The sequence below is a fragment of the Kitasatospora sp. NPDC101108 genome (assembly GCF_055584725.1).
In genome coordinates, this window is sequence record NZ_JBVJLM010000004.1 from 65753 (window position 1) to 91804 (window position 26052).

Sequence of the window (26052 nt, forward strand, 5' to 3'; positions counted from 1 at the left end):
CGGAGCTCCCATGACCACGCCCCACGACAAGGTAGTCGCCGCTCTCCGGTCCTCGCTGAAGGAATCCGAACGGCTGCGGCAGCAGAACCGCCGGCTGCTGGCCGCGGCCACCGAACCCGTCGCCGTGATCGGCATGGGCTGCCGCTACCCCGGCGGCATCGGTTCGCCCGAGGACCTCTGGGACCTGGTGGCGAGCGGCGCCGACGCGACCGGGGACTACCCGGCGGACCGCGGCTGGGACCTCGGCGCACTGCGCGACGCCGGCGTCGACGAGCGCGGCACCCGGGTCTCCCGGCGCGGTGGCTTCCTCGACGCGGTGTCCGGCTTCGACGCGGACTTCTTCGGGATCTCGCCGCGCGAGGCCGTCACCACCGACCCCCAGCAGCGGCTGCTGCTGGAGACCTCCTGGGAGGCCTTCGAACGGGCCGGCCTCGACCCGACGGCCCTGCGCGGCAGCCGCACCGGGGTGTTCCTGGGCACCAACGGCCAGGACTACGCCTACCTGCTGGTGCGCTCGCCGGCCGACGCCACCGGCGACATCGGCACCGGCATCGCCGCCTCCGCGCTGTCCGGCCGGCTCTCCTACACCCTCGGGCTGGAGGGCCCGTCGGTGACCGTGGACACCGCCTGCTCCTCCTCGCTGGTCGCCCTGCACTGGGCGGTCCAGGCGCTGCGGGCGGGCGAGTGCACACTGGCCATGGCGGGCGGCGTCAACGTGATGTCGACGCCCGGAGCACTGCTGGAGTTCAGCCGGCAGGGCGGGCTGGCCCCGGACGGGCGGTGCAAGGCCTTCGCGGACGGGGCGGACGGCACCGGCTGGTCGGAGGGCGTGGGCGTGCTGGTGCTGGAGCGGCTCTCGGACGCCCGGCGCCACGGGCACCGGGTGCTGGCCGTGGTCCGGGGCTCGGCGGTCAACCAGGACGGTGCCTCCAACGGGTTCACCGCCCCCAACGGGCCGTCTCAGCAGCGGGTGATCCGCCAGGCGCTGGCCAACGCCGGGCTGTCCGCCGCCGAGGTGGACGCGGTCGAGGGGCACGGGACGGGGACTCCGCTCGGCGACCCGATCGAGGCCCAGGCGCTGCTGGCCACCTACGGGCGAGGACGGGAGGCCGGCCGGCCGCTCTGGCTCGGCTCGGTCAAGTCGAACCTGGGCCACGCCCAGGCGGCGGCCGGGGTCGCGGGTGTGATCAAGACGGTGATGGCGATGCGGCACGGGGTGCTGCCGAAGACCCTGCACGCGGAGCGGCCGTCCGCGCGGGTGGACTGGTCGGCGGGCGACGTACGGCTGCTGACGGAGGCGCAGGAGTGGCCGGGCGGGGAGCGGCCCCGGCGGGCGGGGGTCTCCTCGTTCGGGATCAGCGGGACGAACGCGCACGTGATCGTCGAGGAGGCACCGCCGGAGGCGCCGCAGGAGCAGGATGCGGAGGCGCGGCCGTCGGTCGAGCCGGGCGCGGTGCCGTGGGTGGTGTCGGCGAAGTCCGAGGCTGCCTTGGGCGCCCAGCTCGCCCGGCTGACCGCGCTCGCCGGGTCGGCCGGCTCGCCCGTGGACGTGGGGCTGTCGTTGGCGGGCCGGTCGCGGTTCGGGCACCGGGCGCTGCTGGTGGACGGCGTGGAGGTCGCGCGGGGTGTCGCGAGCGAGCGTTCGACGGCGTTTCTGTTCTCGGGGCAGGGGTCGCAGCGGTTGGGGATGGGGCGGGAGTTGTATGCCCGGTTCCCGGTGTTCGCGGAGGCCTTCGACGCGGTCTGTGCGGAGCTGGACCTGCCGCTGCGCGAGGTGGTGTGGGGGACGGACCAGGATCGGCTGAACCGGACGGACTTCGCGCAGGCGGGCTTGTTCGCGGTGGAGGTGGCGCTGTTCCGGTTGGTCGAATCACTCGGCGTGGAGCCGGAGTTCGTGGCGGGGCACTCGATCGGTGAGGTGGCCGCCGCGCATCTGGCGGGGGTGTTCTCGCTGGCGGACGCGTGTGCGCTGGTGGCGGCGCGTGGTCGGCTGATGCAGGCGCTTCCGGACGGTGGCGCGATGCTGGCGATCGAGGCGACGGAGGAGGAGGTCCGGCCGCTGCTCGGCGAGTCGGTGTCGATAGCCGCCGTGAACGGGCCCACCTCGGTGGTCGTTTCCGGCACGGAGGAAGCGGTCGCGGCGATCGAAGCGCACTTCGCCGACCGGAAGACCAGCCGCCTGCGGGTCTCGCACGCCTTCCATTCGCCGCTGATGGACCCGATGCTGGACGACTTCCGTACCGTCCTCAACGGGCTCACGTACAGCGAGCCGTCGATCCCCCTCGTCTCCAATCTCACCGGCGAGCTGGTCACCGGCACGACCGACGCGGACTACTGGGTGCGGCACGTCCGCGAGGCCGTCCGCTTCGCCGACGGCCTCCGCACCCTGCATGCTGCCGGGGCCACCGCCTTCGTCGAGCTCGGCCCGGACGGCGTCCTGTCGGCCCTCGCCCAGGAGGCCGCCGCTCCGGCCGTCCCGCTGCTGCGCCGGGACCGGCCGGAGGAGACCGCCATGGTCACCGCCCTCGCCCGGCTGCACGTCGCCGGTGTGCCGGTGGACTGGGCGCGGCTGTTCGACGGCACCGGCGCCCGGCCCGTCGACCTGCCCACCTACCCCTTCCAGCACGAGCGCTACTGGCCCGCCCCGGGCAGCCTCACCGGGGACGTCGTCGCCGCCGGACTGCTGGCGGCGGACCACCCGCTGCTCGGCGCGGCGGTGCCGCTGGCCGGCACGGACAGTGTGGTGTTCACCGGGCGGCTCTCGCCCGGCACGGTGGCCTGGGACGGTGACGCGGACGTCTTCCCGGCCGCCGGGTTCCTGGAGCTGGCACTCCGGGTCGGCGACCACGTCGGCTGCGACCGGGTCGAGCGGCTCACCGTCACCAGCCCGCTGCCCCTGGGCACCGGCGACGGCACGATGGTCCAGATCCGCGCGGGCGCGCCGGACGGGACCGGCGCCCGGGCGGTGACGTTCTTCTCGCGCCCCGATGGCCCCCTGGACGAGCCGTGGACCGAACACGCCACCGGGCTGCTGACCACCGGAGCGCGCACCGCCGACTTCGACGCCACGGTCTGGCCGCCGGCCGGCGCGGCACCGCAGGGCGAGGGCGTCTGGCGGCGGGGCGAGGAGACCTTCGTCGAGGCCGAGTCGCCCGACGGTGCCGCGGGCTTCGGTCTGCACCCGGCGTTGCTGGCGTCGGTGGTGCGGGCGGACGGCCGTGGGTTGGTGCCGGTGGGCTGGTCGGGGGTGTCGTTGCATGCCTCGGGGGCGTCGGTGGTGCGGGCCCGGCTGGTGCGGACGGGCGCGAAGACGCTGTCCCTCGCCGTGGCGGACGCCGCCGGGGAACCGGTGATCTCCGCTGAATCGGTGGAGCTGGGCGATCCGCCCGTCGCTCCGGCCGGTCCGGGCGGGTCGCTGCTGCGGCTGGAGTGGGTGCCGGCACCGTCCCGTACGGGGGCGGCCGTCCGTTCGGTGTGGGTGGAGTCGCCGGCGGAGCTCGACGGGGAGGTGCCGGATGCGGTGCTGGTGTCCGTACCGGGCGGCCGGGTTCCGGAGGTGGTGCACGAGGTCACGGCGTGGGCGCTCGGGCTGGTGCGGGAGTGGTTGGCGGAGGAGCGGTTCGGGGGTTCGCGGCTGGTCTTCGTGACCAGGGGTGCGGTGCCGGGGGATGAGGTCTCGGACCTGGCCGGTGCGGCTGTGTGGGGTCTGGTGCGGGCGGCGGAGTCGGAGAACCCGGGGCGCTTCGTGCTGGTGGACACCGACGGTGACGTGCCGTTGGACGCCGTGCTGGCCGTGGGCGAGTCCCAGGTGCTGGTACGTGACGGCGTCGTCCGGGTCGGCCGGCTGACCCGGACCCCGAGTGGCGGGGCGCCCGGCGGCTGGGGCCCGGGCACGGTGGTCGTCACGGGCGGCACCGGCGGCCTGGGGCGGCGGGTGGCGCGACACCTGGTGGCCGAACACGGTGTTCGGAAGCTGCTGTTGCTGAGCCGCCGGGGCGGTCGCGGTGAGTGGGTGGAGGAACTGCGGGAGCTCGGCGCCGAGGTCGAGGTGCTGGCCTGCGACGCGGCCGACCCGGTGGCGCTGGCCGGGGCATTGGAGGGCCGGACGGTCACCGGCGTGGTGCACGCGGCCGGTGTGCTGGACGACGGCGTGGTCACCGGACTGACGCCCGAACGGCTCACCACCGTCCTGCGGCCCAAGGTGGACGCGGCCTGGAACCTGCACGAGCTGACGGCCGACCAGGACCTCAAGGCCTTCGTGCTGTTCTCGTCCGTATCGGGCGTGCTGGGCAGCGCCGGCCAGGGCAGCTACGCGGCGGCGAACGTCTTCCTGGACGCCCTGGCCGCCTGGCGCCGTCAGCAGGGCCTGCCCGCTCAGTCCCTGGGCTGGGGCGCCTGGGCGCCGACCGACGGCATGACCGGGACCCTCTCCGAGACGGACCTGCACCGGATCCGCTCCGCCGGGGTGCCGCCGCTGACCGAGGAGCAGGGCCTGGCCCTGCTCGACACCGCCATGACCCTGGACGAGCCCTACCTCGTGGCGACCGGCCGGATGGCCGCCGGAACGCGCCCGTCCGGCGAGCTGCCGAGCATGTTCCGCGCCCTGTTCCCCGCCGGGCGACGGACCGCCGCAGGCAGCACGGGGACGGGCGCCGCCCTCGCCGCCCGTCTGCACACCCTGCGCGAGGCCGACCGGCCGCGCCACCTCGTGGACCTGGTCCGTACCGAGGCCGCCGCCGTCCTCGGCCACGCCTCCGCCCGGGCCGTCGACCCGGGGCGGGAGTTCCGCGACCTCGGGTTCGACTCCCTCACCGCGATCGAGCTGCGCAACCGCCTCACCGCCGTCACCGGGATCCGGCTCCCGGCGACCCTGGTCTTCGACCACCCGACCCCGCACGCCCTCGCCGCACACCTCCTCGCCGAACTCCTCGACGGGGTCGCCGCCCCGGCGGTCCCGGCCGCCACCACGGCCCCCGCGGCCGGAGAACCGGTCGCGATCGTCGGCATGGCCTGCCGGTTCCCCGGCGGCGTCGCCTCACCCGAGGACCTCTGGCGGCTGCTGAGCGAGGGCCGCGACGGCATCTCCGGCTTCCCGTCCGACCGCGGCTGGGACCTGGACGCGCTGTTCGGCACCGGTCACGGCGTCAGCGCCACCCGTCGGGGCGGCTTCCTCACCGGTCTGGGCGACTTCGACGCGGGCTTCTTCGGGATCTCCCCGCGCGAGGCCCTCGCGATGGACCCGCAGCAGCGACTGCTGCTGGAGACGTCCTGGGAGGCGTTCGAGCGGGTCGGCATCGACCCGGTGGCGCTGCGCGGCAGCCGAACCGGTGTCTTCGTCGGCACCACCGGACAGGACTACGCCTCGCTGGTGATGAACTCGCGAGAGGAGGTGGAGGGGCACGCGAGCACCGGGCTGGCCAACAGTGTGATCTCGGGCCGGGTGTCGTACTGCCTCGGTCTGGAGGGGCCCGCCCTCACCATCGACACCGCCTGCTCCTCCTCGCTGGTGGCGATGCACCTGGCCGCGCAGTCCCTGCACAGCGGCGAATGCTCGCTCGCCCTGGCCGGCGGGGTGACCGTGCTGTCCACGCCGATGAGCTTCCTCGGCTTCACCCGTCAGGGCGGCCTGGCCCCGGACGGGCGGTGCAAGGCCTTCGCGGACGGGGCGGACGGCACGGGCTGGTCGGAGGGCGTGGGCGTGCTGGTGCTGGAGCGGCTCTCGGACGCGCGGCGCCACGGGCACCCGGTGCTGGCGGTCCTGCGCGGCAGCGCCGTCAACCAGGACGGCGCGTCGAACGGGCTGACCGCGCCGAACGGGCCGTCCCAGCAGCGGGTGATCCGCCAGGCGCTGGCCAACGCCGGGCTGTCCGCCGCCGAGGTGGACGCCGTGGAGGCGCACGGCACCGGGACCCGGCTGGGTGACCCGATCGAGGCGCAGGCGCTGCTGGCGACGTACGGGCAGGACCGTGAACTCCCGCTGCTGCTGGGCTCGGTGAAGTCCAACCTCGGTCACACCCAGGCGGCCGCCGGTGTGGCGGGGGTCATCAAGACCGTCGAGGCGATGCGGCACGGGGTACTGCCGAAGACCCTGCACGTGGACACGCCCTCCTCACACGTCGACTGGTCGTCCGGGGCGGTGGAACTGCTGACGGAGGCCCGCGAATGGCCCGGCGGGGAGCGGCCCCGGCGAGTCGGGGTCTCCTCGTTCGGGATCAGCGGGACGAACGCGCACGTGATCGTCGAGGAGGCGCCGCGGGTGGCGCCGCAGGAGGAGGACGCGGAAGCGCGGCCGCCGGTCGAGCCGGGCACGGTGCCGTGGGTGGTTTCGGGCGTCTCGGGGGCGGCGCTGGACGCACAGTTGGCCGGCCTCGCCGGGTCGGCCGGCTCGCCCGTGGACGTGGGGCTGTCGTTGGCGGGCCGGTCGCGGTTCGGGCACCGGGCGGTGCTGCTGGACGGCGTGGAGGTCGCGCGGGGTGTGGCCGGTGAGCGGCGGCTCGCGCTGCTGTTCTCCGGTCAGGGGTCGCAGCGGTTGGGGATGGGGCGGGAGTTGTATGCCCGGTTCCCGGCGTTCGCGCAGGCTTTCGACGCGGTCTGTGCGGAGCTGGACCTGCCGCTGCGGGAGGTGGTGTGGGGTGAGGACGCGGAGCTGCTGAACCGGACCGAGTTCGCCCAGGCGGGGTTGTTCGCGGTGGAGGTGGCGCTGTTCCGGCTGGTCGAATCACTCGGCGTGGAGCCGGAGTTCGTGGCGGGGCATTCGATCGGTGAGGTGGCCGCCGCGCACGTGGCGGGGGTGTTCTCGCTGGCGGACGCCTGCACCTTGGTTGCCGCCCGTGGTCGGTTGATGCAGGCGCTTCCGGAGGGCGGCGCGATGCTCGCCGTGCAGGCCACCGAGGAGGAGGTCCGGCCGCTGCTGGGTGAGTCGGTGTCGATAGCCGCCGTGAACGGCCCGTCCTCGGTGGTCGTTTCGGGCGCGGAGGAAGCGGTCGCGGCGGTCGAGACGCACTTCGCGGACCGCCGCACGACCCGCCTGCGGGTCTCGCACGCCTTCCACTCGCCGCTGATGGACCCGATGCTGGACGAGTTCCGTACGGTCCTCAACGGTCTGACCTGCCACGCGCCCTCGATCCCCCTGGTCTCCAACCTGACCGGCGAGCTGCTCGCCGGCACGACCGACGCGGACTACTGGGTACGCCACGTCCGCGAGACCGTCCGCTTCGCCGACGGCCTCCGCACCCTGGACGCCGCCGGCGCCACCGACTACCTGGAGCTGGGCCCCGGTGGCGTGCTCACCGCCCTCACCGAACGGACCCTCGGCCAGGGTGAGCCCGAGGGTGAGGACGAGTACCCGGCCGAGGGCACCGGCCGGGTCGCCGCCGCGGCGCTGCGTGCGGACCGCCCGGAGGAGGCCGCCCTGCTGACCGGCCTCGCCCGGCTGCACGTCGTCGGCGTGCCGGTGGAATGGGCCCGGGTGTTCGACGGCACCGGCGCCCGGCGGGTCGACCTGCCGACCTACGCCTTCCAGCGCGAGCGCTACTGGCCCGCGCAGGCCGCCCGCACCGGTGACGTGACCGGCGCCGGTCTGGCGTCCGCCGAGCACCCGCTGCTGGGAGCGGTCGTCTCCCCGGCCGATTCGGCGGGCGTCCTGCTGACGGGACGGCTGTCGCTGGCGGCGCAGCCCTGGCTGGGCGACCACCGGGTGGGCGGAGTGGCGGTGTTCCCGGCCGGCGGGCTGCTGGAGCTGGCCCTGCGGGCCGGGGACCAGGCCGGCTGCGACCGCGTCGAGCGGTTGACCGTCGCCGAGCCGCTGGTGCTGCCGGAGGACGGTGCCATCGCCGTCCAACTGGTGGTCGGCGCGCCCGACGATTCCGGCACGCGCCCGCTGGGCTGCTACGCCCGCCCGGCCGACGCCCTGGAGGAGCCGTGGACCTGCCACGCCACCGGCACCCTGGCGGTCGGCGGCCGCGACGGCGGGTTCGACACCTCGGTGTGGCCCCCGGCGGACGCATCGGCCGTCGAAGCGGAGAGCTGCCACGACCCGCTGGACCACGGCCCGGCCTTCCGTACGCTCCGCGCGGTGTGGCAGCGGGGCGAGGAGGTGTTCGCCGAGGCTGTTCTGCCCGGCCGGGCCGAGGACGCGACGCCCTACGGGCTGCACCCGGCGCTGCTGGAGGCCGCCGTCCAGGCGGCCGGTCTGCTCGGCCCCGAGGACGGTGCGCGGCTGGTGCCCGTGGACTGGCGGGAGGTGGCGCTGCATGCGACCGGCGCGGCCGTGGTGCGGCTGCGCGTCGCCCGGACGGGTGAGGATTGCGTGTCGGTCGAGGTCATGGACGCGGCCGGCGGACCCGTGCTGTCGGCGGGGTCGCTGACCCTGGCCGAGCCGGCCGCCGTCCGCGCGAACGCCGTGCCGGCCGGGGCGCTGCTGCGGCTGGACTGGGTGGACGCGCCCTCGACGGCCGACGGGCCGGTGCGCTCGGCGACCCTGGACGGGCCCATGGCCTCGTTGGCCTCGTTGGCCGAGGCGCCGGATGCGGTGCTGGTGTCCGTGCCGGTCGTGGGCGGGCGGGTTCCGGAGGTGGTGCACGAGGTCACGGCGTGGGCGCTCGGGCTGGTGCGGGAGTGGTTGGCGGAGGAGCGTTTCGGGGGTTCGCGGCTGGTCTTCGTGACCAGGGGTGCGGTGCCGGGGGATGAGGTCTCGGACCTGGCCGGTGCGGCTGTGTGGGGTCTGGTGCGGGCAGCGGAGGCGGAGAACCCGGGCCGCTTCGCCCTGCTCGACGTCGGCTCCGCCGCGGACACCACGGCCGCGCTGCCCGTCCTCGCCGCTCAACCGGCCGACGGTGACTTCCAGTTCGTGGCCCGCCGGGGTGCGGTGCGGGTCGGTCGGCTGGCGCGTGCCATGGCGGTGGCCGGGTCCTCGTCCGGTTGGGGCGGTGGGACGGTGGTGATCACGGGTGGTACGGGTGGTCTGGGTCGTCTGGTGGCCCGGCATCTGGTGGTGGAGCACGGGGTGCGTGATCTGCTGCTGTTGAGCCGGCGGGGCGGTCGCGGTGAGTGGGTGGAGGAACTGTGGGGGTTGGGCGCCGAGGTCGAGGTGCTGGCCTGCGACGCGGCCGACCGGGTGGCACTGGCCGGGGCACTGGAGGGCCGGACGGTCTCCGGTGTGGTGCACGCGGCCGGTGTGCTGGACGACGGTGTGGTCAGTGGGCTGACTCCTGAGCGGCTGAGGGCTGTCCTGCGGCCGAAGGTGGACGCGGCGTGGAACCTGCACGAGCTGACGGCGAGGCAGGACCTGAAGGCTTTCGTGTTGTTCTCCTCGGTTTCGGGGGTGATGGGCAGTGCGGGGCAGGGCAATTACGCGGCGGCGAACGTGTTCCTGGACGCGTTGGCGGCGTGGCGTCGTCAGCAGGGGCTGGTGGCGCAGTCGTTGGGCTGGGGTGCGTGGGTGCCCACGGCGGGGATGACCGGGACCCTCTCCGAGGCGGATCTGCAGCGGATCCGTTCCGCCGGGGTGCCGCCGCTGACCGAGGAACAGGGCCTCGCCCTGCTCGACACCGCCATGACCCTCGACGAGCCCTACCTCGTCCCCATCGGCCGCGCCGCCGGCCCGTCGAGGATGCCCGGCGCCGTGCCCGCACTGCTGCGCGGCCTGGTCCGCGGCGCCCGCCGGGCGGCCGAGTCCGGAGGCGGCAGCACCGGGACGGTCACCGCGCTGGCGGCCCGGCTGGCCGGACTGCGCGAGGGCGACCGGCTGCGCCACCTCACCGGCCTGGTCCGGACCGAGGCCGCGGCCGTCCTCGGCCATGGCTCGGCGCAGTCCGTCGAGGCCGACCGGGACTTCCACGACCTCGGCGTCGACTCCCTCACCGCCCTGGAACTGCGCAACCGCCTCACCGCCGTCACCGGCCTGCGGCTGCCCGCCACCCTGGTCTTCGACCACCCCACCCCGGCCGTTCTGGCCGCCCACCTCCTCGGTGTGCTCCTGGACCGGCGGGACACCGCGGACGGTGCCGCGCTGCTCGGACAACTCGACCGGCTCGACGAGGCCCTGGCGGACGGCGACACCGACCGGGCGACCCGGGACGCGGTCTCCCTCCGGCTGCGCCGAATGCTGGAGAAATTGCGAATCCTCGACGCCCAGAATGCCGAGGACGGCGTCGCGGAGCGACTCGAAGCGGCGAGTGCGGACGAGGTCCTCGCCTTCATCGACAACGAGCTCGGCCGTCTCAGCGACCGCTGACCGCACCTGCCTCTACACAGGAAGGCACCACCTCCCATGTCGAACGACAGCAAGCTCGTTGACTACCTCAAGTGGGTCACGGCCGACCTGCACCAGACCCGCCAACGGCTGCTGGAAGTCGAGTCCGGCCGGCACGAGCCGATCGCCGTCGTCGGCATGGCCTGCCGTCTGCCGGGCGGGGTGACCACCCCCGAGGAGCTCTGGCGGCTGGTCGCGGACGGCCGGGACGGCATCACCGCCTTCCCGTCCGACCGCGGCTGGGACCTGGCGGCGCTGTTCGGCGAGGGCGCCGGGAGCAGCGCCGCGATCGAGGGCGGATTCATCGCGGCGGCCGACTTCGACGCGGACTTCTTCGGGATCTCCCCGCGCGAGGCCCTCGCGATGGACCCGCAGCAGCGGCTGCTGCTGGAGACCTCCTGGGAGGCGTTCGAGCGGACGGGCATCGACCCGGCGGGCCTGCGCGGCACCCGGACCGGCGTCTTCGTCGGCACGGCGGGCGTCGACTACGTCGGTGTGGTCATGAACGCCGAGGAGGACATGGAGGGCCACGCGACCACCGGCCTGACGGCGAGCGTGCTGTCCGGCCGCCTGTCGTACACCTTCGGGCTGGAGGGCCCGGCGGTGACGGTCGACACCGCCTGCTCCTCCTCCCTGGTGGCGATGCACCTGGCCTCGCAGGCGCTGCGGGCCGGCGAGTGCACCCTCGCCCTCGCGGGCGGCGTGACGGTGCTCTCCACTCCGATGAGCTTCGCGGGCTTCAGCCGGCAGGGCGGGCTGGCCCCGGACGGGCGGTGCAAGGCCTTCGCGGACACCGCCGACGGAACGGGCTGGGCCGAGGGCGCCGGCGTGCTGGTGCTGGAACGGCTGTCCGACGCGCGGCGCCACGGGCATCCGGTGCTCGCGGTGCTGCGCGGCAGCGCCGTCAACCAGGACGGTGCCTCCAACGGGCTGACCGCGCCCAACGGGCCGTCCCAGCAGCGCGTCATCCGCGCCGCCCTGACGGCCGCCGGACTCTCGGCCGCCGAGGTGGACGCGGTCGAGGGGCACGGGACGGGGACTCCGCTCGGCGACCCGATCGAGGCCCAGGCGCTGCTGGCCACGTACGGGCAGGAGCGTGAACGACCGCTGCTGCTGGGCTCGTTGAAGTCCAACATCGGCCACACCCAGGCGGCGGCCGGGGTCGCGGGTGTGATCAAGACGGTGATGGCGATGCGGCACGGGGTGCTGCCGCGGACCCTGCACGTGGACGCGCCCTCCGGTGAGGTGGACTGGTCCGCGGGGGCGGTGGAGCTGCTGGCCGAGGCCCGGGACTGGCCGGAGACCGGCCGCCCGCGCCGGGCGGGTGTCTCGGCGTTCGGGATCAGCGGGACCAACGCCCACGTGATCGTGGAGCAGGCGCCGGAGGAGGCCGTGGAGGAGCCTGCGGCCGTGGTCGCCGGGCCGGTGGTGGTGCCGTGGGCGGTGTCGGCGAAGTCCGAGCCTGCTTTGGACGCCCGGCTGACCGCGCTCGCCGGGTCGGCCGGCTCGCCCGTGGACGTGGGGCTGTCGTTGGCGGGCCGGTCGCGGTTCGGGCACCGGGCGGTGCTGGTGGACGGCGTGGAGGTCGCGCGGGGTGCTGCGAGCGAGCGCTCGACGGCGTTTCTGTTCTCGGGGCAGGGGTCGCAGCGGTTGGGGATGGGGCGGGAGTTGTATGCCCGGTTCGCGGTGTTCGCGGAGGCGTTCGATGCGGTGTGTGCGGAGCTGGACCTGCCGGTGCGGGAGGTGGTGTGGGGTGAGGATGCGGAGCTGCTGAACCGGACGGACTTCGCTCAGGCGGGGTTGTTCGCGGTGGAGGTGGCGCTGTTCCGGCTGGTCGAATCACTCGGCGTGCGGCCGGAGTTCGTGGCCGGTCACTCGATCGGTGAGGTGGCCGCCGCGCATGTGGCAGGGGTGTTCTCACTGGCGGACGCCTGCACCTTGGTGGCCGCCCGTGGCCGGTTGATGCAGGCGCTGCCCTCCGGTGGCGCAATGCTGGCGGTGCAAGCCACCGAGGAGGAGGTCCGGCCGCTGCTGAACGACGCTGTCTCAATGGCCGCCGTGAACGGTCCGTCCTCCGTGGTTGTTTCGGGCGCGGAGGCTGCCGTCGCAGCGATCGAAGCGCACTTCGCTGACCGGAAGACCAGCCGCCTGCGGGTCTCGCACGCCTTCCACTCCCCGCTGATGGACCCGATGCTGGAGGACTTCCGTACCGCCCTCAACGGTCTGACCTACCACGCGCCGTCGATCCCCCTCGTGTCCAACCTGACCGGCGAGCTGGTCACCGGCACGACCGACGCGGACTACTGGGTGCGCCACGTCCGCGAGACCGTCCGCTTCGCCGACGGCCTGGGCGCCCTGCACGCGGCCGGGGCCACCGCCTTCCTGGAACTGGGCCCGGACGGCGTGCTCGCCGCGCTGGCCGAGCGGAACCTCGACGAGCACGAGGGCGGCACGACCTCCCCGGCCGTCCCGCTGCTGCGCCGGGACCGGCCGGAGGAGACCGCCATGGTCACCGCCCTCGCCCGGCTGCACGTCGCCGGTGTGCCGGTGGACTGGGCGCGGCTGTTCGACGGCACCGGCGCCCGGCCCGTCGACCTGGCCACCTACCCCTTCCAGCACGAGCGCTACTGGCCGCGCCCGGCCCGGCGTCTCGGTGACCTGACCGGAGCCGGACTGGCCTCCGCCGAACATCCCCTGCTGGGCGCCACCGTCGCCCTGGCGAACGCCGAGGGCACCCTGCTGACGGGCCGGCTGTCGCTGGCGGCACAGCCCTGGCTGGGCGACCACCGGGTGGGCGGAGTGGCGGTGTTCCCGCCGACCGGGTACCTGGAGCTGGCCGTGCGAGCGGGTGACCAGGTGGGCTGCGACCGGGTCGAGCGGTTGACCGTCACCGAGCCGCTGGTGCTGCCGGAGGACGGCTCGGTCGTGGTCCAGATCCAGGTGGGCGCGCCGGACGGCTCCGGCGCGCGCCCGGTGCGGGTCTTCTCCCGCACGGACGCCGAGCCCGACGCGCCGTGGACGGAGCACGCCGCGGGCGCGCTCGTCCGCGGCGAGCGGCCCGCCGGCTTCGACGCCTCGGTCTGGCCGCCCAAGGGGGCGGTGGTGGCCGATCCGGCGGCGGTGCGCGAGGAGGCGGAACTGGGCGAGGCCTTCGAGGGGCTGCGTTCGCTCTGGCGGCGGGGCGAGGAGACCTTCGTCGAGGCGGTGCTTCCGACCGAGGCGGCGGGCTTCGGTCTGCACCCGGCGCTGCTGGCGGCGGTGGTGCGGGCGGACGGCCGTGGGTTGGTGCCGGTGGGCTGGTCGGGGGTGTCGTTGCATGCCTCGGGGGCGTCGGTGGTGCGGGCCCGGCTGGTGCGGACGGGCGCGGAGACGTTGTCGCTCGCCGTGGCGGATGCCGCCGGGGAGCCGGTGCTGTCGGTGGAGTCACTGACGCTGGGTGAGCCCCCGGCGGTGGTGCAGGGTGCCGGTGCGGGCGGGTCCCTGCTGCGGCTGGAGTGGGTGCCGGCGCCGTCCCGTACGGGGGCGGCCGTCCGTTCGGTGTGGGTGGAGTCGCCGGCGGAGCTCGACGGGGAGGTGCCGGAGGCGGTGCTGGTGGCCGTGCCGGGCGGGCGGGTTCCGGAGGTGGTGCACGAGGTCACGGCGTGGGCGCTCGGGCTGGTGCGGGAGTGGTTGGCGGAGGAGCGGTTCGGGGGTTCGCGGCTGGTCTTCGTGACCAGGGGTGCGGTGCCGGGGGATGAGGTCTCGGATCTGGCCGGTGCGGCTGTGTGGGGTCTGGTGCGGGCGGCGGAGTCGGAGAACCCGGGGCGCTTCGTTCTGGTGGACACCGACGGTGAGGTGCCGTTGGACGCGGTGCTGGCCGTGGGCGAGTCCCAGGTGCTGGTACGTGACGGCGTCGTCCGGGTCGGTCGGCTGGCGCGTGCCGTGGCGGTGGCCGGGTCCTCGTCCGGTTGGGGCGGGGGGACGGTGGTGATCACCGGTGGTACGGGTGGTCTGGGTCGTCTGGTGGCTCGGCATCTGGTGGTGGAGCACGGGGTGCGTGATCTGCTGCTGTTGAGTCGGCGGGGCGGTCGCGGCGGCGACTGGGTGGAGGAACTGCGGGAGCTCGGCGCCGAGGTCGAGGTGCTGGCCTGCGACGCGGCCGACCGGGTGGCGCTGGCCGGGGCACTGGAGGGCCGGACGATCACCGGCGTGGTGCACGCGGCCGGTGTGCTGGACGACGGGGTGGTCACCGGGCTGACGCCCGAACGGCTCACCACCGTCCTGCGGCCGAAGGTGGACGCGGCGTGGAACCTGCACGAGTTGACGGCGGGGCAGGACCTGAAGGCTTTCGTGTTGTTCTCGTCCGTGTCGGGCGTGCTGGGCAGCGCCGGCCAGGGCAACTACGCGGCGGCGAACGTGTTCCTGGACGCCCTGGCCGCCTGGCGCCGTCAGCAGGGGCTGGCGGCGCAGTCGCTGGGCTGGGGGGCGTGGGTGCCCACGGCGGGGATGACCGGGACCCTCTCCGATGCGGATCTGCAGCGGATCCGTTCCGCCGGGGTGCCGCCGCTGACCGAGGAGCAGGGCCTCGCCCTGCTCGACGCCGCCATGACCCTGGACGAGCCGTACCTCGTGGCGACCGGCCGGATGGCCGCCGGAGCCCGCCCGCGCGGCGAGGTGCCGACCATGTTCCGCGCCCTGCTGCCCGCCGGGCGCCGCACCGCCTCCGCCACCGGCACGGGCGCCGCCGCCATGACGGCACTCGCCGACCACCTGTACGGGCTGCGCGGCACCGACCGGCTGCGCCACCTCCTCGACCTGGTCCGGACCGAGGCCGCGGCCGTCCTCGGCCACCCCGGACCGCAGTCCGTCGCGGCCGACCGTGACTTCCACGACCTCGGCGTCGACTCCCTCACCGCCCTGGAACTGCGCAACCGCCTCACCGCCGTCACCGGCCTGCGGCTGCCCGCCACCCTCGTCTTCGACCACCCCACCCCCACGGCCATCGCGGAGCTCCTGCTCGCCGAGGTGCTCGGCGGCCGGGACGAACCCGAACTCCCGCCGCTCGACCCCGCCGCCGCCACCGACGACCCGATCGCGATCGTCGGCATGGCCTGCCGACTGCCCGGCGGGATCGGCACACCCGAGGAGCTGTGGGAGCTGGTCGCCGAAGGGCGCGAAGGCATATCCGACTTCCCCACCGACCGGGGCTGGGACCTCGACACCCTGCTCGGCGGCGGCCCCGGCGACCGGGGGCGCAGCGCCACCGCCAAGGGCGGCTTCCTGCACGGGGTGGCCGACTTCGACGCCGCGTTCTTCGGCATCTCGCCGCGCGAGGCCCTCGCCATGGACCCGCAGCAGCGGCTGCTGCTGGAGACCTCCTGGGAGGCCGTCGAGCGGGCCGGCATCGACCCGGTGGCGCTGCGCGGCAGCCGGACCGGTGTGTTCGTCGGCACCGGCGGCCAGGACTACCTGACCCTCGTCATGAACTCCGCCGAGGACATCGAGGGGCACGCGAGCACCGGCCTGGCGGCGAGCGTGGTCTCCGGCCGGATCTCGTACACCTTCGGGCTGGAGGGCCCGGCGGTCACCGTCGACACCGCCTGCTCCTCCTCCCTGGTGGCGATGCACCTGGCCGCGCAGTCCCTGCGTAGCGGCGAGTGCACCCTCGCCCTGGCCGGAGGCGTGACCGTGATGTCGTCCTCACTGGGATTCCCCGGCTTCACCCGGCAGGGCGGGCTGGCCCCGGACGGGCGGTGCAAGGCCTTCGCGGACGGGGCGGACGGCACCGGCTGGTCCGAGGGCGCCGGCGTGCTGGTGCTGGAACGGCTGTCGGACGCGCGCCGCCACGGGCACCCCGTCCTCGCCGTGATGCGGGGCTCGGCCGTCAACCAGGACGGCGCCTCCAACGGACTGACGGCGCCCAACGGGCCGTCCCAGCAGCGCGTCATCTGCCAGGCCCTCGCCAACGCCCGGCTCTCGCCGGCCGAGATCGACTTCGTCGAGGGCCACGGCACGGGCACCACCCTGGGCGACCCGATCGAGGCCCAGGCGCTGCTGGCCACCTACGGGCAGGACCGTGAACAGCCGCTGCTGCTGGGCTCGTTGAAGTCCAACATCGGCCACACCCAGGCCGCCGCGGGAGCGGCCGGCGTGATCAAGGCGGTGCTCGCGATGCGGCACGGGGTGCTGCCGCGCACCCTGCACGTGGACGCGCCGTCCTCACACGTCGACTGGACGGCCGGGGACATCCGGCTGCTCACCCGGGCGGAGGAATGGCCACGGACCGGCCGGCCACGCCGGGCGGGCGTCTCGGCGTTCGGGATCAGCGGCACCAATGCGCACGTGATCGTCGAGGAGGCGCCGTCGGCCGACGCTCCCGCCGCGGATCAGGTGCCCGTGACGGTGCCGGCCGTGGTGCCGTGGGTGCTGGCGGGCAAGTCGGAGGCGGCGCTGGACGCGCAGCTGGCCGGGCCGGCGACGGTTGACGGCTCTCCGCTGGACATCGGCCTGTCGCTGGCCACCGGGCGCTCGCGGTTCGCGCACCGGGCGGTGCTGCTGGACGGCGTGGAGGTGGCCCGGGGCGTCGCCGACGGCGAGCGTCGGACGGCACTGCTCTTCTCCGGGCAGGGGGCCCAGCGGCTCGGCATGGGAAGGGAGTTGTACGAGCGCTTCCCGGTGTTCGCGGAGGCGTTCGATGCGGTGTGCGCGGAGTTCGGGCTGCCGGTGCGGGAGGTGGTGTGGGGTGAGGACGCGGAGCTGCTGAACCGGACGGACTTCGCCCAGGCGGGGCTGTTCGCGGTGGAGGTGGCGCTGTTCCGGCTGGTCGAATCACTCGGCGTGGAACCGGAGTTCGTGGCCGGTCACTCGATCGGCGAGATCGCCGCCGCTCATGTGGCGGGGGTGTTCTCGCTGGCGGACGCCTGCGCGCTGGTCGCCGCCCGTGGTCGGCTGATGCAGGCGCTTCCGGAGGGTGGCGCGATGCTGGCGATCGAGGCGACGGAGGAGGAGGTCCGGCCGCTGCTGAACGACGCTGTCTCGATAGCCGCCGTGAACGGTCCCACCTCGGTGGTCGTTTCGGGCGCGGAGGACGCCGTCGCGGCGATCGAAGCGCACTTCGCGGACCGCCGCACGACCCGCCTGCGGGTCTCGCACGCCTTCCACTCCCCGCTGATGGACCCGATGCTGGAGGACTTCCGTGCCGTCCTCACCGGGCTCACGTACCGCGAGCCCTCGATCCCGCTGGTCTCCAACCTGACCGGCGAGCTGGTCATGGTCACCGGCGCGACCGACGCGGACCACTGGGTGCGCCACGTCCGCGAGACCGTCCGCTTCGCCGACGGCCTCCGCACCCTCCACGCCGCCGGCGCCACCGACTACCTGGAACTGGGCCCCGACGCCGCGCTGTCCCCGGCCGTCCGCCAGACCCTCGCCGAGGCCCCGGGCGCCCCGGGCGCCGTCGTGGAACCGGCCTGCCGTCGCGGCCGCGCCGAGGAGAGCACCCTGCTGACCGCGCTCGCCCGGCTGCACGTCGTCGGCGGGGCCGTCGACTGGGCCCGGGTGTTCGACGGCACCGGCGCCCGGCGGGTCGACCTGCCCACCTACGCCTTCCAGCGCGAGCGCTACTGGCCCAGGACGCACGCTCCGGCCGGACGGCCGGGCGCCGCGCCGGAGGACGCGCTGGACGCCCGGTTCTGGGCGGCCGTCGAGGGCGAGGATTTGGACGCGCTCGCGGCCGACCTGGCCGTGGACGGCGCGGCGCTCGGATCCGTCCTCCCCGCGCTGTCCGTCTGGCGGCGCCACCACCGCGACCAGTCCCTGCTGGACGCGCTGCGCTTCCACGAGTCCTGGCCTGCTCTGCCGGGCGGCTCGACGGCCCGCCCGGCCGGCCCGTGGCTGGTCGTGACACCGGCCGAGGGCGGCGACGAGGCCTGGGCGGCGGCAGCCTGCGAGGCGGTCGGCGCGGAGGCCCTGTGCCTGTCCGTGCGCGCCACCGGGCGGGCCGAGCTGGCCGCGCTGCTGCGCGAACTGCCGACGGCCGGACGGCCGTTCGCCGGGGTGCTGTCCCTGATGGCGCTCGGCGCCGGAGACCTGCCGGCCGCCGGCACCCTCACCCTGCTGCAGGCCCTGCGCGACACCGGCCTCACCGCCCCGCTGTGGTGCCTGACCCGCGGCGCGGTCGCGGTGGCCCGTACCGAGGCACCGGCCGCGCCCGAGCAGGCCGCCGTCTGGGGCCTCGGCCGGGTCGCCGCCCTGGAACACCCCCAGCAGTGGGGCGGCCTGATCGACCTGCCCGAGGCACCGGACCCGGCCGCGGTGCGCCGGCTGGCCGCCGTGCTCGCCGCGACCGACGGCGAGGACCAGCTCGCGATCCGGGCCACCGCCGTGCACGCGCGCCGGCTCACCCCGGCCCCGGCCGGCTCCCCGGACGCCGGCTGGACCCCGGGGGAGAGCCGCGGCACCGTGCTGATCACCGGCGGCACCGGCGGGCGCGGCGCCGCCGTGGCCCAATGGCTCGCCGACGCGGGCGCCGACCACCTGCTGCTGGTCGGCCGCCGGGGCCCGGACGCCCCCGGCGCGGCCGACCTCGCCGCCCGGCTGCGCGCCCGTGGCGCCCGGGTGACCGTCGCGGCCTGCGACGTCGCCGACCGGTCGGAGCTGGCCGCCCTGCTCGCCGGGCTGCCCGAGGACGCCCCGCTGACCGCCGTCGTCCACGCGGCGGGCACCGTCGACGACGGCGTGCTGGACGACCTGACGCCCGAACGCCTCGCCGCCGCCCAGCAGGCGCGGGCGCAGGGCGCCCTCCACCTGGACGAGCTGACCCGCGGGCTCGACCTGACCGCCTTCGTGCTCTGCTCCTCCGTCGCGGGCACCGTCGGCACCGCCGGCCGGGCCGCCCTCGCGGCCCCGGCCGCCGTCCTGGACGCGCTGGCCCGGCGCCGCCGTGCCGAGGGCCTGCCCGCCACCGCCATCGCCTGGGGCGCCTGGGTCGGCGCCGAGTACAGCGCCCCGGCGGACCCCGACGGCCGGACCCAGCGGGCGGCCGTCCCCGCCCTGCACCCCGACCTCGCGCTGGCCGCGCTGCGCCAGGCCGTCACCCGGCCGGCCCCGGCGCTGGTGCTCCTGGACCTGGCCCAGCCGCAGGTCCTGGAGAGCCTGGTCGGTCTGCGCGGCAACCCGCTGCTGCGGGACCTGCCCGCCGCCCGCCCGGTGCTGGAGGCCGCCGCCGAGACCCGCCGGGGCTTCGCGACCGCCGCCTCCGAGCTCACCGGACGCCTGCGCGCGCTGGCCCCGAACGAGCGCACCGCGCTGCTCACCGACCTGGTGCGCACCCAGGTCGCGGCGGTGCTCGGCCACGCCGACCGCTCCGCCGTCGCGCCGGACCGCAAGTTCCGCGACCTCGGCTTCGACTCGCTCACGGCCGTCGAACTGCCCGCCCGGCTCGGGGCGGCCACCGGACTGAAGCTGCCCGCCACCTCGGTGTACGACTACCCGACCGCCCAGGCGCTGGCCGAGCACCTGCTGGCCGAACTGCTGGACACGCCCGCCGTCCCGGCCGCGACCGCCGCCGGCGGACCGGCGGCCGCCGGCGACCCGATCGCGATCGTCGGCATGGCCTGCCGGCTGCCCGGCGGGGTGACCTCCCCGGACGACCTGTGGCGCCTGGTCGAGGAGGGCGGCGACGCCATCGCCGGCTTCCCCGAGGACCGCGGCTGGGACCTGCGCACCCTGCTGGCCGGCGACCGGGACGGCCGCGGACGCAGTGCCACCCTGGAGGGCGGCTTCATCGACGGCGTCGCCGACTTCGACGCCGGGTTCTTCGACATCTCGCCGCGCGAGGCCCTCGCCATGGACCCGCAGCAGCGACTGCTGCTGGAGACCTCCTGGGAGGCGCTGGAGCGCGCCGGGGTCGACCCCCGGCAGCTCGGCGGCAGCCGGACCGGTGTCTTCGTCGGCACCAACGGCCTCGACTACGCCACCCTGATGATGAACTCCCGCGAGGACATCGGCGGCCACTCCGGCACCGGCCTGGCGTCGAGCGTGCTGTCCGGCCGGATCTCCTACACCCTCGGCCTGGAGGGCCCGGCCGTCACCGTCGACACCGCCTGCTCCTCCTCGCTGGTCGCCCTGCACCTCGCGGCCCAGGCGCTGCGCGCCGGCGAGTGCTCGCTGGCGCTCGCGGGCGGCGTGACGGTGATGACCACCCCGGTGAGCTTCGCCGGGTTCACGGTGCAGAACGGGCTGGCCCCGGACGGCCGCTGCAAGGCCTACTCGGACGCCGCGGACGGCACCAACTGGTCCGAGGGCGTGGGCGTGCTCGTGCTGGAGCGGCTCTCCGACGCCGAGCGCAACGGCCACCAGGTGCTCGCGGTGGTGCGCGGCAGCGCCGTCAACCAGGACGGCGCCTCCAACGGGCTGACCGCGCCCAACGGCCCCTCCCAGCAGCGGGTGATCCGCCAGGCCCTGGCGAGCGCCGGACTTTCGGCCGCCGAGGTGGACGCGGTCGAGGGCCACGGGACGGGGACTCCGCTCGGCGACCCGATCGAGGCCCAGGCGCTGCTGGCCACCTACGGCCGCGACCGTGAACGGCCGCTGCTTCTGGGCTCGTTGAAGTCCAACATCGGCCACACCCAGGCCGCCGCCGGCGTCGCGGGCGTGATCAAGACGGTGCTCGCCATGCGGCACGGGGTGCTGCCCAAGTCGCTGCACCTCGACCAGCCGTCCGGGCACGTGGACTGGTCGTCGGGCTCGATCGACCTGCTCACCGAGGCCCGGCCGTGGCCCGAGGCCGGCCGCCCCCGGCGGGCCGGGGTCTCCTCCTTCGGGATCAGCGGCACCAACGCGCACGTGATCCTCGAACAGGCGCCGAGCCCGGCCGAGGGCATCGAGGAGGAGGGCCCCGAGGAGCACCGGGTGCTGCCGGCCGTCGTCCCCTGGGTGGTCTCCGCCCGCTCCGGTGCGGCGCTGGACACCCACCTGACCCGGGTCTCGACCCTCGAACTCTCCCCGCTGGACATCGGGTTCTCGCTGGCCGTCGGCCGCTCCGGCTTCGAGCACCGGGCCGTGCTGCTCGCGTGCAGCGAAGGGCTGACCGAGGTCGCCCGCGGGGTCTCCGCCGATCGCACGACGGCGTTCCTGTTCTCCGGTCAGGGGTCACAACGGCTCGGAATGGGGCGGGAGTTGTATGCCCGGTTCCCGGTGTTCGCGGAGGCTTTCGATGCGGTGTGTGCGGAGCTGGAACTGCCGCTGCGCGAAGTGGTGTGGGGTGAGGACGCGGAGCTGCTGAACCGGACCGAGTTCGCCCAGGCGGGGTTGTTCGCGGTGGAGGTGGCGCTGTTCCGGCTGGTCGAGTCACTCGGCGTGCGGCCGGAGTTCGTGGCCGGGCACTCGATCGGCGAGATCGCCGCCGCGCACGTGGCCGGCGTGTTCTCGCTGGCGGACGCCTGCACCCTGGTCGCCGCCCGTGGCCGGCTGATGCAGGCGCTTCCGGAGGGCGGCGCGATGCTGGCCGTGCAGGCCACCGAGGAGGAGGTCCGGCCGCTGCTGAACGACGAGCTGTCGACAGCCGCCGTCAACGGCCCGTCCTCGGTGGTCGTGTCCGGCACGGACGACGCCGTCGCGGCGGTCGAGGCGCACTTCTCGGACCGCCGTACGACCCGCCTGCGGGTCTCGCACGCCTTCCACTCCCCGCTGATGGACCCGATGCTGGAGGACTTCCGGCAGGTCCTCGACGGGCTGACCTACCACGTGCCCTCGATCCCCGTCGTCTCCAACCTGACCGGCGGGATCGCCGTCCCCGCCGACCTGCGGTCGCCCGAGTACTGGGTGCGCCACGTCCGGGAGACCGTCCGCTTCGCCGACGGCATCCGCGCCCTCCGCGCGGCCGGCGTCACCGCGCTGCTCGAACTCGGCCCTGACGGCGTGCTCACCGCGCTCGCCGAACAGACCCTCGCCGACGAGGGCTCCGCGGGCCCGGACCGCACCGGCCCGGGCTCCGGCGGGGACACCGCCGACTGCGTCCGGGCCGCGGCCCTGCGCAAGGACCGCGCCGAGGAGCGCAGCCTGCTGACCGCGCTCGCCGAGCTGTACGCGGCCGGCGTCCCGGTCGACTGGGTGGCGCTGTTCGACAGGACCGGCGCCCGCCGGGTCGAGCTGCCCACCTACGCCTTCGAGCACCGCCGCTACTGGCCCCGCCCCGCGGCGCTCTCCGGTGACGTCGGCTCCGTCGGGCTGGTTTCGGCCGAGCACCCGCTGCTCGGCGCCGCCGTCCCGCTCGCCGACGCCGACGGCGTGCTGTTCACCAGTCGGCTGGCGCTGCGCGTCCACCCCTGGGTCCTGGACCACCGCATCGCCGGCCGGCCCGCCTTCCCCGCCGCCGGCTTCGTCGAGCTGGCCGTGCGGGCGGGCGACCAGGTCGGCTGCGGCCGGATCGCGGACCTGACCCTCGGCGACCCGCTGCCGCTGGCCGAGCACGACGAACCCGTCGTGCAGGTGCGGGTCGGCGCTCCCGACGACGCCGGCGCCCGCCCGGTGGCCTGCTACGCCCGCCCCGGTGACGCCGCCCCCGACGAGCCCTGGACGCGCTGCGCCACCGGCACCCTGCTGCCGCAGGAGGACGACCTGCCCGACCACGCCCAGGCGGTCTGGCCGCCGGCCGGCTCGGTCGCCGTCGACCTGGACGGGTTCTACCGCCACCCCGGGCGCGGCCCGGCGTTCCACGGGCTGCGCGCGGCCTGGCTGCGCGGCGAGGAGGTCTTCGCCGAGGTCGCGCTGTCCGCCGAACCGGCCGACGACGCCCGCTACTTCGGCCTCCACCCGGCCCTCCTGGACGCCGTGCTGCACGGCGCCGTGCTGCTCGGCGTCGGCGACGAGGCGCAGCTGCCGGAGCCGCACGCCTGGCAGGGCGTCGCCCTGCACGCCGGGGGAGCGGCCGCCCTGCGGGTGCGCATCGTGCGCCTGGACGGGTCCACGGTGTCGGTCACGGCGACCGACCCCGCGGGCGGGGCCGTACTCACCGTCGACTCGGTCGCCCTGCGCGCCCCGCAGGACGCCCCGGACGCCGTCCGGGCCGGCCGGGACCCGCTGTTCCGGATCGACTGGATCCCCGCGCCCGCCGCGCCGGTCGCCGCCACGCCGCCGCGCTGTACGGCGCTCGGCCCGGACGACTACGGCACCGGCTCCTCGATCGCGGCCCTCGCCGACCTCGGCCGCCCGGTGCCCGACCTGGTCCTGGTCGCGCTGCGCGGCCCGGACGGCGACGTGCCCGAGGCCGTGCACGCGCACACCGCCCGGGTCCTCGCCCTGGTCCAGGAGTGGCTCGCCGAGGACCGGGCGGCGGCCTCCCGGCTGGTCTTCGTCACCCGGGGCGCCGTCCGGGCCGCCGACGGCGAGACCGTCCGCGACCTGCCCGGCGGCGCCGCCTGGGGCCTGGTCCGCTCGGCGAACTCCGAGCACCCCGGCCGCTTCGCCCTGCTCGACGTCGAAGGCCCCGAGGACGTGACGGCGGTCCTGCCGCTGCTGCCCGGCCTGCTGGCCGACGGCGAGGCCCAGTTCGCCGTCCGCGGCGGGGAACTGCGGGTCGGCCGGCTCGCCCGGCTGGCCGACCCGGCGGACACCGCCCGGGAGACCGGCGGGGAGACCGGCGGGGAGACCGCCCGGGAGACCGGCGGGGAGCCCGCCGACCGCACCACGCCGCCCGCCTGGCACCCCGACGGCACGGTGCTGATCACCGGCGGCACCGGCGCCCTGGGCCGCCACCTGGCCCGGCGCCTGGCCCGCACCGGCACCCGGCACCTGCTGCTCACCAGCCGGCGCGGGCCCGACGCGCCCGGCGCCGCCGAGCTGGCGGCCGAGCTGGCGGAACTCGGGACCGAGGCCCGGGTGGTCGCCTGCGACACCTCGGACCGGACCGCCACCGAAAAGCTGCTCGCGGGCATCGCCGCCGAGCACCCGCTCACCGCCGTGATCCACACCGCCGGTGTGCTGGACGACGGCATCGTCACCTCGCTCACCCCCGAACGGCTGTCCGCCGTCCTGCGGCCCAAGGTCGACGCGGTCTGGCGGCTGCACGAACTCACCCGCGGCCTCGACCTCGCCGCCTTCGTCACCTTCTCCTCCATCGCGGGCGTCATGGGCAGCCCCGGCCAGGGCAACTACGCCGCCGCGAACGCCTTTCTGGACACCCTGGTCGACCACCGCAGGTCGCTCGGCCTGGCCGGCACCTCGCTCGCCTGGGGCCCGTGGGCCCAGGACGCCGGCATGACCAGCGAGCTCAGCGAGACCGACATGCGGCGCATGCAGTCCGGCGGCATCCCGCCGCTCTCCGTCGAACAGGGCCTCGACCTGTTCGAGGCGGCACTCGGCTCGGTCGAACCCCTGGTCATCCCGATGGGACTGACGGTCGGCGGGATGCGGCCCCAGGGCGAGGTGCCCCCGCTGTTCCGCGGCCTGGTCCGCGCCGCCCGGCGCACCGCGGCGCGCGCCGCGAGCGGAGCCGACACGGCCGCCGACTTCACCCGGCAGCTGCTGGACCTCGGCGAACGCGACCGGATGCGCTACCTGGTCGACACCGTCCGGGCCGAGGCCGCCGCCGTCCTCGGCCACCCCACCCCGGACGCCGTCGACGCCGAACGGGACTTCTACGAGCTCGGCTTCGACTCGCTCACCGCCGTCGAACTGCGCAACCGACTGGCCGCCGTCACCGGCCTGCGGATGCCCGCGACCGTCGTCTTCGACAGCCGCTCGCCGGGCGAGCTCGCCACCTGGATCCGCGGCGAACTCGCCGACCAGCGCACCGCGGACGGCCCGGACGGGACCGTGCTGGTGTCCGGCGGCGAAACCGAACTCGACTCCCTGGAGAGGCTGTTCACCGACGCCCTGGCCAACGGCAAGGTGCCCGAGGCGCAGCGGATGCTCGCCAGCGTCGCGGCGCTGCGCCCGACCTTCGAGGCGACCGCCGAGCTGGAGGACCTGCCCTGGGCGACCCGACTGGCCGAGGGGCCGCGCCCGACCCGGCTGATCTGCGTCAGCGCGCCCACCGCCAACGCCGGTGTGCACCAGTACTCCCGGCTGGCCGCCCACTTCCGGGGCGAGCGCGAGGTGTCGGCGCTCCCCCTGGTCGGCTTCGCCACCGGCGAGCGGCTGCCCGCCAACCCCGAGGTCGCCACCCGGGTGATCGCCGAGAGCGCCCTGCGGGCCGCCGACGGCGAGCCGTTCGTGCTGGCCGGCCACTCCTCCGGCGGGTCCTTCGCCTACGCCGCGGCCGGCCTGCTGGAACACACCTGGGGCATCCGCCCGGCGGGCGTGGTGCTCTTCGACACGCTGAGCTTCCAGCACAACGCCGACGAGGGCACCGACTACACCGGCATGATGCGGCTCAACTTCACCGGCGCCGACTCACCGGTGAGGCTGACCAACTCCCGGCTGTCCGCCATGGGCCGCTGGATGGTGCTGCTCAACCGGCTGGAGGTCCAGCACACCTCGGCACCCGTGCTGCTGGTCAGCTGCGAGCGGGCCCTCACCGGCGCCGACGCGGCCCCGATCGAGCAGCGCGCCCAGGCCGAACCGCTGGTGCCCGGCGCCCAGGTGGTCGGGGTGGACGCCGACCACCTGTCGATGATCCGGGAGGACTCGGAGAGGACCGCGAGGATCGTGGAGGAGTGGCTGCGCGGCCGGGAGTGAGCGCGGCGGACGGGTGAGCGGGCGGGCTCGGGCACCGGTGGGTGCCCGGGCCCGCCCGTCCGCGTCCGCGGTCGTTCAGGACCCTAGGGAAAACCGGGGCCGAGCGTGGCGAGACTGGGCGGGCCACGGGTCGGACCTGACGT

2 protein-coding genes are annotated in these 26052 nt (G+C 75.5%); both read left to right on the top strand.

Features of this window, described 5'->3' with window-relative positions:
• Positions 1-10: 10 nt before the first annotated feature.
• Positions 11-10234 (top strand): SDR family NAD(P)-dependent oxidoreductase, encoded by a 10224-nt coding sequence (locus ACZ6Z8_RS11495; protein WP_465608526.1) that lies wholly within the window; start codon positions 11-13, stop codon positions 10232-10234.
• A gap of 36 nt (positions 10235-10270) precedes the next feature.
• Positions 10271-25909, top strand: a complete 15639-nt coding sequence (locus ACZ6Z8_RS11500; protein ID WP_465608528.1) for a type I polyketide synthase — start codon at positions 10271-10273, stop codon at positions 25907-25909.
• The last annotated feature ends 143 nt before the right edge of the window (positions 25910-26052 follow it).